General features: G+C 58.3%; 10 protein-coding genes. 5 read left to right on the top strand and 5 right to left on the bottom strand.

The annotated features are described in order from the left end of the window. Window positions 1–369: 369 nt before the first annotated feature. Window positions 370–1,464 carry a tyrosine-type recombinase/integrase gene (locus AC2FFF_RS18570; RefSeq protein WP_496883042.1) on the bottom strand — a complete coding sequence of 365 codons (1,095 nt, stop codon included), beginning with the start codon at window positions 1,462–1,464 and terminating at the stop codon, window positions 370–372. Between the two features lie 253 nt (window positions 1,465–1,717). Here AC2FFF_RS18570 and AC2FFF_RS18565 point away from each other — a divergent pair, with 253 nt between their 5' ends. The 4 genes from AC2FFF_RS18565 to AC2FFF_RS18550 all read left to right on the top strand — a co-directional run bounded on the left by AC2FFF_RS18565 (window position 1,718) and on the right by AC2FFF_RS18550 (window position 4,608). Beyond that, window positions 1,718–2,254, top strand: a complete 537-nt coding sequence (locus tag AC2FFF_RS18565; protein WP_496883041.1) for a helix-turn-helix domain-containing protein — start codon at window positions 1,718–1,720, stop codon at window positions 2,252–2,254. A gap of 4 nt (window positions 2,255–2,258) precedes the next feature. Further along, window positions 2,259–2,555, top strand: a complete 297-nt coding sequence (locus AC2FFF_RS18560; protein ID WP_496883040.1) for a hypothetical protein — start codon at window positions 2,259–2,261, stop codon at window positions 2,553–2,555. A 4-nt stretch (window positions 2,556–2,559) separates the two neighbouring features. Continuing rightward, window positions 2,560–3,459 (top strand): HNH endonuclease, encoded by a 900-nt coding sequence (locus AC2FFF_RS18555; protein WP_496883039.1) that lies wholly within the window; start codon window positions 2,560–2,562, stop codon window positions 3,457–3,459. A 384-nt stretch (window positions 3,460–3,843) separates the two neighbouring features. Continuing rightward, complete coding sequence (locus AC2FFF_RS18550) at window positions 3,844–4,608, top strand: SDR family NAD(P)-dependent oxidoreductase (RefSeq protein WP_496883038.1); 765 nt, start codon at window positions 3,844–3,846, stop codon at window positions 4,606–4,608. On the opposite strand, the gene gcvA is transcribed toward AC2FFF_RS18550, so the two are convergent. Beyond that, complete coding sequence (gene gcvA, locus AC2FFF_RS18545) at window positions 4,596–5,525, bottom strand: transcriptional regulator GcvA (RefSeq protein ID WP_496883037.1); 930 nt, start codon at window positions 5,523–5,525, stop codon at window positions 4,596–4,598. The two genes, AC2FFF_RS18550 and gcvA, sit on opposite strands and share 13 nt — an antisense overlap. Before the next feature lie 78 nt (window positions 5,526–5,603). Between gcvA and AC2FFF_RS18540 the strand changes: the two genes are divergently transcribed. Continuing rightward, on the top strand, window positions 5,604–6,833 hold the full coding sequence (locus tag AC2FFF_RS18540; RefSeq protein ID WP_496883036.1) for a serine hydrolase domain-containing protein: 1,230 nt from the start codon (window positions 5,604–5,606) through the stop codon (window positions 6,831–6,833). A gap of 4 nt (window positions 6,834–6,837) precedes the next feature. Here the strand turns inward: AC2FFF_RS18540 and AC2FFF_RS18535 are convergent, their stop codons facing one another. Genes AC2FFF_RS18535 through AC2FFF_RS18525 form a run of 3 tightly spaced genes read right to left on the bottom strand, consistent with a single transcriptional unit; the run spans window position 6,838 to window position 10,441 of the window. Continuing rightward, window positions 6,838–8,625: an ABC transporter ATP-binding protein gene (locus AC2FFF_RS18535; RefSeq protein ID WP_496883035.1), complete on the bottom strand. Its 1,788-nt coding sequence runs from the start codon at window positions 8,623–8,625 to the stop codon at window positions 6,838–6,840. Beyond that, the gene (locus tag AC2FFF_RS18530) at window positions 8,622–9,497 is read right to left on the bottom strand and encodes an ABC transporter permease (protein WP_496883034.1); all 876 of its coding nucleotides are present in this window, start codon (window positions 9,495–9,497) and stop codon (window positions 8,622–8,624) included. Before AC2FFF_RS18530 ends, AC2FFF_RS18535 begins: the two co-directional genes overlap by 4 nt. Beyond that, complete coding sequence (locus tag AC2FFF_RS18525) at window positions 9,494–10,441, bottom strand: ABC transporter permease (protein WP_496883033.1); 948 nt, start codon at window positions 10,439–10,441, stop codon at window positions 9,494–9,496. The genes AC2FFF_RS18530 and AC2FFF_RS18525 overlap by 4 nt, the downstream gene beginning before the upstream one ends. Window positions 10,442–10,574 lie beyond the last annotated feature (133 nt).

Genomic DNA, 10,574 nt, shown 5'->3' with positions numbered 1-10,574 from the left:
TATACCCCTGAAACTCACGGGTATGAATCACGCAGGCGGGATGACGGCAACCAAATTAATAGGTCCAGAACCTAAGCTGGCGAATGCCACAAATTCGCGAGGCTGGCCCCGTCACAGAGCAAGAATGGACAATATCCGGTCGACTTTCGGACCAGTAATTTGTTTTGCCGCACTCGCCCCAAAAGAAATTCATTCTCGGCGATGGATATTTTGATTGGCTCATCCGAACCAATTTTTAGTCATGTGTCACCTTTCGAAGCGAGTGAATTGTCTAAAGTATGGAAAATAAATGATTTCATTAGATATCTTGGCGACCCCGGCAGGATTCGAACCTGCAACCTGCCCCTTAGGAGGGAACCGTTCATAGCGCTATTCCTTTTGTGATTTCTGCTGCTTGGGTGATTGTACAGGGTCATCCTGTACGTGGTTTGTACGAAAACGGGCCCTGATGTCGGCCTCATCTGTCTCTGCGTGGGCATAGATCCGCATGGGCAGATTCGGGTCTGACCAGCGGCCAGCCTTGGCTGCGGTGACCGGGTCTACACCTTGGCGCACAACTAGCTCAGTGAAGAACCCATGCCGACCGGCGGGATGCGCTGACAGGTACGGAATGCCCGCGCGCTTGCAGATTGTCTTCCAGCGCGTGTTGTAGCCTGTCGAGCTGCCATAGCCGAAAACACGCGCCTTCATCAGTTTGCCAGTCTTGCGGTTCTTTGGGCGTTTTGGCGGCAACGCGAGCAGCTCATCCATCATCTGAGGCGAGACAGCAATCCAACTTTCCGGATGTCCTTTCTGCGCTTTCACGCGGACTTTGTTTTCGTGCGGTCGAAGGTCATCAGGCTCCAAAGATATAGCCTGATCAATCCGTGCTGCCGTCTCAAACATGAAACGGACTAGCGCGGCGTTGTACGGATCGGCGGCACGGCAAAAGGCTTCGATCCATTCCTTATCAGCTGGCGTGCGCTCGACGCGGCTGAGCTTCCCTCGTCGCTTGTCCTGCGCAATCCGCTCAAACTTATCGTAAGGCTTCACTCGGATGAGCGGCGTGCCCTCCAGCTCGTGCGCGTTGTTGATCACCGCACTCGCGGGCGTCACGATTTCACGCCACCAGGTATCGGTCGACGCTTTGGGCTTCAGCTTTGGCCCAAGGCTCTTCAGTAGCGCACCAGAAATCGCGCCTAGCGACAAGTCGCCGATTGCTTCGACAATCGGGATCAACTGCTTCGCCGCCTTTGGGGACGCGTTGTAGAGCATGATTGCATCGGCAAACGTCTTGCTCGGTTCGTCGCCCACGACATAGCGACGGATCTGCCGTTCGGTCTCATGGTTTATCCAGTCCCGTGCACCCTCTTCTGAAGATGCCTTAGTGCTTCGCCGGTATGGGCCGGCGATTGGCCTGCCGTTGTATTCGATCCACCCCTTGGCCCAGTAAACGTGGCCCCTCTTGTAAATTTGGAGCGGCATGACTGGCCTCCTTCAAAAATCGTGTCGATCTGCGCGGGCGTGATCAGCATAGTCCGCCCAAGGCGATAAAATGCGCCCGTCTCATTGGCGCGTTCACGCAATGTGCGCTCTGAAATATCGATCCCCATCCCGGCCATAACTTCGACCCACTGTGTGGGCGTCTTCCCAAGCCCCAGGATCTGAGAGCTGTCTGAATAGTTGGTCTCTGCCATTTCAGTGGTCCTTGTCCGTTTAAGTTGAATCGACGACACGCATGGAATCGCTTGTTCTGCATCTTCTGACGTGGTCAGATGTGATTAGTCGTAGAAGTTCGTCATTTTTTGCAAAGTTCGCGAATTTTGGCGAAGTAGTCAATTGGAAAATGCTAATGCCGCAGAAACATGCTGGTCTTTTTGCTGCAATGGGTGCTCGTCTCACCATTGCTCGCAATGAAATCGGTTTCTCACAAGCGGCTATGGCGGAAGCTATCGGTGTCTCACCGCGCGCGTATCACAGCTACGAAAAGGGCCAGCGTGGAATGCCTGTAGAAGCCCTAGTCGCGATGGGTGAACGGTTCGAGGTGGACGTGCCGTGGCTACTACTAGGCACCAAATCAATTCGGGCCGGGCATGATTTCGAAGCGCTCAAACACATTGAAAGCTCGCTGGATAAGCACCTCACCGAAGTAGGCATAAAAATCAAAAGCGAAAAGCGCGGGGCCATCGTCGCCCGTTGGTATCAATCGCATGTCGAAGGCCGCGAAGTGACGGATGACGACGTGCACACATGGATCGAGTTGGTAAGGGAGTAATCTGGTGAACAAGGCAAGCAAACGCTGGAACATGTTGCGACAATCAGTCTTGGAGCGCACCCGTCGAGAGGTGATTGAACCCTTTGGCCCGCTTTACCTGATCTTCCTGGGAACCAGCGTGTTCTACCTGATTGGCTTGGGCCGACTATTATTGGCACAACAGACCGCCGAATACTCGGTTTTTGCTGCCATCCTGATTCTTGCGATCGCCGCAGCTGGCTTGGCGCTTCCATTTTTGACAGGTGCGGTACTGACCCTTCGCGCGGCCGATCGAAAGCTGGAACGCCTTCAACGCGGGTGATCGGATGGCCTTCGGTATCTTCATCCATCGCAGTGACTCGATCTACGACGACATTCCGTCGGAGCGGTATCAGTTTCCCAAGCAATACCTTTCACGCGCCCAACAGTGCGAAGGGGATTGGATCGTCTACCTCGAGCCAAGCAAGGTAAAAGAGACTAAAGGGTACTTTGCTGTCGCCAAGGTTCAGGAAATCATTCCGGATCCAAGGAAGCCAGACATGTTCTTGGCGGTGATAGAGCCAGGAACGTATCTTGATTTCGGCGACCCTGTTTCATTCCGGGACGAGAATTCAATTATCGAAAGAGGTTTGCTGAACGATCAAGGCAAGATATCCGGACGCGCGCAAGCCGCAGTAAGAACCCTTTCAGCTGAAGACTTTGCCCGAATAGTCGAACGTGGTCTTGGACGAGATGAGGACATCCTGCCTCGCGTGGGCGACACGATGCAGTTGCCAGGGTTCCAGGACGCGCAAACACCTTTCCAGCACATGCCTACTCGGGAACGCGTCAACCAGCTAACCAATCGCGCGGTTCGCGATCGTAATTTCAGAAAGAACGTCCTGCGCGCCTACGGCGAGCGCTGCGCTATCACTGGTTTGCGGCTGATCAATGGCGGTGGCCGCGCTGAGGTTGAAGCCGCCCATATCAGACCGGTGGAGCATGACGGCCCCGACATAGTCAGCAACGGGCTCGCCCTGTCCGGTACTGCGCATTGGATGTTTGATCGCGGTCTCGTTGGGTTGGCGGACGACCTGACTATTCTGGTCACCCGTCAGAGTAACGACATCGAAGCCGTGACGTCGATGATCAACTCGTCCGGCAAGATTTTGGTGCCGGACCGCCTCGCCAACCGGCCAAGGTCTGAGTTCGTCACCTGGCACAGAGAGAATTGCTTCAAGCACTAAACACTCAGTGCGGACCTTGGCGCAAAACGCAGCTAACGGCCGGAACGAGCCCAACCCCGTCATTGCGTTTTTTCGCTGCGTGCGCTCGCAGCACGAAAATTGCGTCGAATCAATCATTTTTAGCGCCGCCGTGCAGCGTGATTTATGGCCATTCGTTCTCGATACAGAGAGTTTGAAGGATCAGGCCGCACCGGCTCGGAAAACGCTCTCTACCGGGCATTCGATCTAGTCCCACTGGGAGATAAATTCGAGACCTTAATGTTCTGGCATTGTGATTGGTGAGCCTGATCCCAGTGGTTCCAGTTGGCCAAAGGGTAAACACTCGTCGCGTGAACATCGGGAGATGCCGGGCTATCACATAACGAAGAACAGGAGTGATGTGCGATGCAGGTTGACGGTCTTTCCGCGCTGGTTACTGGAGGGGCCTCCGGTTTGGGATTGGCTGCCGCCGAGGCTTTGAAAAACGCCGGCGCCAAGGTCGCCGTTCTGGACCTTGACGAAGAGAAGGTGGCTCGGGTGGCCCATGAGATCGGCGGCGTGGGTGTCGCCTGTGACGTTACCGACACAGGCGCAGTAGCCCATGCATTGATAGATGCCGAGGAACGCATCGGACCGATCCGCGTCAATGTGAACTGCGCCGGTATTCCAGGCGGAATGCGTCTCGTTGGCCGCGACGGTCCGGTGGACATGGCCGCTTTTGCGCGGGTCGTCGACGTCAACCTCATGGGAACGGTCAGCGTCATGACGAAATGCGCCGCCCGAATGATGGCGCTGGAGCCGCTGAACGAGGATGGCGAGCGAGGAATCATCATCAACACGGGCTCGATCACTGCCGTTGAAGGGCAAATCGGGCAAGGGGCCTATGTGGCTTCAAAGGGGGCAATCGCTAGTCTCACCCTGCAGGCCGCAAGGGAATTCATGCCGCGGGGTGTCCGGGTCATGACGATCGCGCCGGGTCTGTTCAAGACACCTATTGCCGATCACATTCCGCAGGAGGTCATCGACGGGATGCTGGATGGCCGCATGTTTCCGAACCGGTTCGGTGAACCCGCCGAATTCGGCCGGCTGGCCGTCGACATCATCCGCAATCCGATGCTGAATGGCGAGATCATTCGCCTCGATGCCGGCGTTCGGCTTCAGGCGAGATAAGCCTCGCGGTTTCGCCTGTTCTCCGGGTCGCTTTCAGCCGTTTCGATCAACCATTCCCGGAACTTCTGGGCGTCTGGATGGTCGCGACCCGTTTCAGGCGAGATAAGGTGGAACGCCTCCTGCAATGGCGCATCGATACCAAATGGCGCGACGAGCCGACCTCGCTCGATCTCGACGCCCAGCATAGAGGATCTGGCCAGTGCCACCCCGCCACCGCGTGATGCAAACTCGAATGCCAACAGTGACGTGTCGAATTGCAGCCCCTGTCCCGAGTTTACTCCACTTACCTTTGCATATCTGAGCCAATCGGCCCAGCCTTCCTCATAGCCAAGCACATGCAGGAGACGATGGTGGGCAAGGTCCTTCGGCTCCTTGATCGCGTGTTCCCCTTCCAGAAGTGATGGTGCGCAAACAGGTTTGATCACTTCCCAGGTCAGTCGATCAGCCTTGAAACCCGGCCAGCGCCCCGTGCCGTACTGGATGTCGAGGTCAAATCGCTCGTTGTCAAACTGGTCGCCCCAGACACTGGAGACCAGACGGACTTCGGTATCAGGGTAGCGATCAAAGAAACTCTGGAGCCGGGGCGCGATCCAGTTGACAGAATAGCCAACTGGTGCGCGCACCGTCAGCACCTCCGAGCGCCTGAGCCCGAAAACCTCTTCGGTGCCCGCCGCCAGACGGTCAAAACCGTCGCGGACCTTTGGCAAATAAGCCGCGCCGACCTTGGTCAGCACGAGGCTACGGGGTTTACGCTCGAACAAGGGTTCGCGAAGGTAATGTTCCAGCAGCTTCACCTGCTTGCTGATCGCGGCCTGGGTGAGGTTTAGTTCCTGGGCGGCATTGGTGAAACTCAGATGCCGCGCCGATGCCTCAAAAGCGCGCAGCCAGGTCAGATGTGGAAGGCGTCGGGTATTCATGGCCAACTCATGCATAATTACTGTTTGGTTATAGGGTGATTATAGGTCGCTTGAAAGCCTTAATCGATTAGGCGCAAGATGATTCCCAAAACCACCGGAGGTGCCGCCTTGCCCATTAACAGCAATCTGGGTTTTAACCCGCAGCGCCTGCGGCGCATCTCGAAGTGGATGGAGACACATGTCCGCGAGGGGAGGCTGAGCGGGCTGGCTGTCCAGATCGCAAGACGTGGGGAAATCGCGTTTTCTGAACGTACGGGGTATTCGGACTCGGCAAGCGGCCAGCTAGTCGCGCCCGATACGATCTGGCGGATCTATTCGATGACCAAACCGGTCACCTCGCTCGCGCTACTGATGCTCTATGAAGAGGGGGCATTCCAGCTTGATCAGCCCATTGCCGATTTCCTACCGGCCTTTGGCGCGCCGCGCGTTTGGAAGGGGTCGGGCCATGCGCTGGACGCGACCGAACCAGCGCGACGCCAAATAACTATCCATGACCTGCTGACCCATCAGGCCGGTATCGTTTATGGAGACCCAAAGGGCAATGCTCTGGAACAGGCCCTTTCGGCAGCCGGGCTCGATTTCGACCGCAGTTTTGTCACCATGGCAGAAGCCGTCGATGCGCTGGCCGCGTTGCCGCTGGCGTTTCATCCAGGTGAACGCTGGTTCTACGGCCTTTCTACCGATGTTCTGGGCCATTTGGTCGAAGTCATCAGCGGGCAAACGCTTGGCGAATTCCTCAAGGTCCGTATCTTTGACCCTCTTGGCATGATGGATACCGGGTTCTCAGTGTCTGAGGAAAAGGCGAGGTGCCTTGCCACGCTGTATGATCATACCGCCGTGGGTTTCGAACGATCAGTGAACCAGGACCGGTGCCTTGCGCCGGTGACGCTGGAAAGCGGCGGGGGAGGGTTGGTCTCGACGATGGCGGATTACCAGCGTTTCGCGACGATGCTATTGCGACGTGGTGCCTTTGACGGTGGAGTGCTACTTGGCCGCAAGACCTTCGATCTGATGGTAACGAACCACATGGGCGGCGATCTGGCCAGCCGTGGGCAGGCGCATTTCAGCGAAACCACATTCGAGGGGATCGGGTTCGGCCTTGGGGTTTCAGTGATGCTGGACCCGGCGCAGGCGAAGATCGTCGGTTCACCCGGGGAATTCGCCTGGGGCGGCATGGCCTCGACGGCTTTCTGGGTGGATCCGGTCGAGGAAATGACCGTGATCCTGATGACCCAGCTCATTCCCTCAAGCGCCTATACCCTGCGCCGTCAACTGCGCGTGCTAAGCTACCAGGCGCTTGTCGACTGACCGTTCAAGTGCTTGGAAGTGCGTCAGTGTCAAGGTGGCAAGCGACTGACAACTCTCCGGGAAGGTCGCGCAGCGGTGGCGTGACCCTGTCGCAGGTGCCGGCAATCACATGGGTGCACCGATTGGCAAAGGGACAGCCTTTGGCGCCGATGACAACGCTTCCGGCGCTGGCGGCTTTGGCTTCGCCGGTATTGGCCACCCCCTCCAGCCAGCCTTGCCGCATCTCGGGGACCGAGGAGAGGAGCAGTTTGGTATAGGGGTGAAAAGGCGGGCTGAAGACGGCCTTTGACGGTCCCTTCTCGACCACCCGTCCGGCATAAAGCACCACCACCTCATCCGCAAAAGAGGCGACCGTAGAAAGGTCGTGGCTGATGAACATATAGGCCACGCCCAACTTGTCCTTCAGCGATTTCAGAAGTTCGATCACCCCCGCCGCAACCACGGTATCCAGTGCCGAGGTGACCTCGTCACACAGGATCACCTTGGGGTCGGCAGCCAATGCGCGGGCAAGGTTGATCCGTTGCTTCTGCCCGCCTGACAATTCTCCCGGGAAGCGCGAGGCAAAACTGCGCGGCAGGTCGACCAGTTCCAGCAGATCGCCCACCTTTTCGGCCCGCGCGCGACCCTTGAGGTCCCGATAGAACTCCAGCGGGCGGCCCAGGATATCACCAATCCGCTGGCGCGGGTTCAGCGCGGTATCGGCCATCTGGAACACGATCTGGCAATCCTTGAGCGATTCGCGCGACCGATCCTTCACGCTGGGAGCGGCAACCTTCCCATCGAGCTTGATTTCTCCCTCACGCAGCGGCGTCAGGCCGGCCACGACCCGCGCCAGCGTGCTTTTCCCGCAGCCGCTTTCACCAATCACCCCTACGACCGATGCCGCAGGGACATCGACTGACACATCCGAAAGAATGGTCAACGCCCCATAGCCTGCCGTGACGTGTCGTGCGGAGATGACCGGCGCTTGCGCCGCGCTGCCGTCAACATGGTCGACCAGATGCGGTGCGGGCCTGACGGCGTCCATCAGCGAGCGGGTATATTCGTGCTTCGGATCGTTCAGGATCTGGGCGGTTGGGCCTTCCTCGACCTTTTCGCCATTCTTGAGAACAAGAATGCGGTCTGCCACCTGTGCCACAACCGCTAGGTCGTGGGTAACATAGATGGCCGCCGTGCCCTGATCGCGGATGATGTCCTTGAAGGCTTTCAGCACCTCGATCTGCGTCGTCACATCCAGCGCCGTTGTCGGTTCGTCGAGGATCAGCAGATCCGGTCCGCAAGACATGGCCATCGCCGCCATGAGGCGCTGCAACTGACCGCCCGAAACCTGGTGCGGGAACTTGTCGCCCACAGTGTCGGGGTTCGGCAGGTCCAGCTTGCGATAAAGATCAACCGCGGTGGCGGTAAGGGTCGCGGCGTCACCGGCGCCGTGCCAGAGCGGTGCCTCGATCACTTGCTTGCCGATCCGCAGCGCCGGATTGAAGCTGGCAGCCGCCGATTGTGCGACGTAGGACACTTCGTCACCGCGCAGCGTATGGCGCTCTTGCGGCGACAGTTGCATGATGTCACGCCCATTGAGCCAGATCTCACCGCCCGCGATGCGGCAGCCGGGACGGGCAAAGCCCATCGACGCCAGCGAGATCGTGGACTTGCCGGACCCGCTTTCACCGATCAAAGCCAGCACTTCACCCTTGGCAACGTTCAGCGACACGCCCTTGACGATCGGCACATAGCTGCCCCCGGGTGGACGACCCTCGACGCGCAGGTTCTTGATGGTCAGGATATCGCTCATTGGTCGATTTTCTCCAGAACGGTTTCACCCTGCTGACGCTGCTGGAACCAGTCCACGAGCAGGTTCATTGATACGGTCAGTGAGGCGATGCAGGCGGCCGGGATCAGCGCGGCGGAGGATCCCAGGAACAAGCCGCCGACGTTCTCCTGCACCATCAGCCCCCAGTCGGCGGCGGGTTCCTGAACGCCGAGCCCCAGAAAGGACAGGCCCGACAGGAACAGGATCGAGAAGGTAAAGCGCAGGCCGAATTCGGCGATCAGCGGGGCCATTGAATTTGGCAGGATCTCGCGCGTCAGGATCCACCATGTTCCTTCACCTCTAGCGCGCGCCGCCTCGACAAAATCCATGACGCCGATGTCATAGCCAAGCGCGCGTGACACTCGAAAGACGCTGGTCGACAGGACTAGCCCGACCGTCAGCACAAGAACCGTGATCGAGGTGCCGAAAGCGCCGATGACCACCAGTGCCAAGAGGGTCGAGGGGAAGGCCATGAAGGCCTCGACGATGCGGCTGACGACGATGTCGAACCAGCCTTTGAGGATCGCGGCGGCAAAACCCAGCGTTACGCCGAAGGCAAATGAGATCACTGTCGTTATCAGCGCAAGCAGAAGCGTGGTGCGCACCCCGTAGATCAGGCGCGAAAAGACGTCACGCCCCAGTTTGTCCGTCCCCAACAGTCCGCCTTCGCCAATTGGTGCAAAGGTCGTGCCCGAGATGATCTCGGCCTCGCCATGCGGCGCGATCCAGGGGCCAAAGAGCGCCAGCACCAGCCAGAACAGCAGAACAGAGCCTGCGATGGTGGCGGTCCAGGTCAGGCGCAGACCCGCAAAGACCGAGGCGCGCGGCTTGGCAATTTCGGTTGCGTCGCTCATTTGGGGTACCTCAGGCGCGGATTGGCCATGATGGACAGGACATCGGCCAGCAGGTTCAAAAGGATATAGACAGCGCCAAAGATCATGGCACAGGCTTGGATCAGGGGGATGTCCCGTAGCGTGACGCCATCGACCAGCAGACGGGTCAGACCCGGGACGCCGAACACGGTTTCGACGATGATCACGCCGGACACCATATAGCTGAGGTTCAGCGCGATCACGGTCAGGATCGGGGACAGCGCATTGGGTAGCGCATGGCGGATGACCAGACGGCGCTTTGGCAGACCCTTGAGCGCGGCCATTTCGAGATATGGAGAGGTGAAGATGTTGATCACCGATGACCGGGTCATCCGCATCATATGCGCAAGAACCGCAAAGCTGAGCGTGGCAACTGGCAGGGCAAGTGCGCGGAAATTCTGCCAGAAATCGAAATAGGGTCGGGTATTGGCAGAGGCCGACAACCATTTCAGCTCGACCGCGAAGACCTTCATCAGGATAAGGCCGATAAAGAATTCGGGCACTGCAATCAGCGCGAGCGTGGTCATGGCCAGCGTCTTGTCAACCTTGCCACCGGCCCGCATTGCCGACCAGAGGCCCAAAGCCAGCGACAGCGGAACCGAGATTGCTGCCGCCAGCAGCGCCAGTCGAAGCGTGTTCCACATCCGGCTTTCGATCATGTCGGCCACAGGCCGCTTTGTCGCCAGCGAAGTGCCCAGGTCACCCCGCACCATCCCGCCCAGCCAGTCGAAATACCGCACGATCGCGGGGCGATTCAGCCCCATTTCCTCGCGCAATGTGGTCAACGCCTCTTCTGTGCGGCTTTGTCCCAGGATCGCTTCGGCCACGTCGCCGGGAAGGATCTCGGTGGCACCGAAAATGATGATGGATGCCAGCAGCAAGGTCAGCAAACCCTGCGCCAGGCGCGTTAATATGATGCGATACACCTCGTTCCTCCCTCAAGGCTGATCGCAGTTTCAGGGAAAGCGCCGTTTTCGACAAACAACCATAGAAGGCATGATGGGTGTGTTTTCGTTATGGGTCGGGCATGGGTCGCTCTGGATCATGGCAAAGCCCGTA

It is taken from the genome of Ruegeria sp. YTSA226 (assembly GCF_059609905.1).
This window is presented reverse-complemented; position numbering and strand designations above follow the sequence as displayed.

What these genes read in the sequence shown, in the direction of transcription:
- gcvA (WP_496883037.1), bottom strand. Translation starts at nt 5,525, where the DNA reads ATGAATACCCGACGCCTTCCACATCTGACCTGGCTGCGCGCTTTTGAG.
- AC2FFF_RS18535 (WP_496883035.1), bottom strand. Translation starts at nt 8,625, where the DNA reads ATGAGCGATATCCTGACCATCAAGAACCTGCGCGTCGAGGGTCGTCCA.
- AC2FFF_RS18565 (WP_496883041.1), top strand. Translation starts at nt 1,718, where the DNA reads ATGGAATCGCTTGTTCTGCATCTTCTGACGTGGTCAGATGTGATTAGT.
- AC2FFF_RS18540 (WP_496883036.1), top strand. Translation starts at nt 5,604, where the DNA reads ATGATTCCCAAAACCACCGGAGGTGCCGCCTTGCCCATTAACAGCAAT.
- AC2FFF_RS18555 (WP_496883039.1), top strand. Translation starts at nt 2,560, where the DNA reads ATGGCCTTCGGTATCTTCATCCATCGCAGTGACTCGATCTACGACGAC.
- AC2FFF_RS18570 (WP_496883042.1), bottom strand. Translation starts at nt 1,464, where the DNA reads ATGCCGCTCCAAATTTACAAGAGGGGCCACGTTTACTGGGCCAAGGGG.
- AC2FFF_RS18550 (WP_496883038.1), top strand. Translation starts at nt 3,844, where the DNA reads ATGCAGGTTGACGGTCTTTCCGCGCTGGTTACTGGAGGGGCCTCCGGT.
- AC2FFF_RS18530 (WP_496883034.1), bottom strand. Translation starts at nt 9,497, where the DNA reads ATGAGCGACGCAACCGAAATTGCCAAGCCGCGCGCCTCGGTCTTTGCG.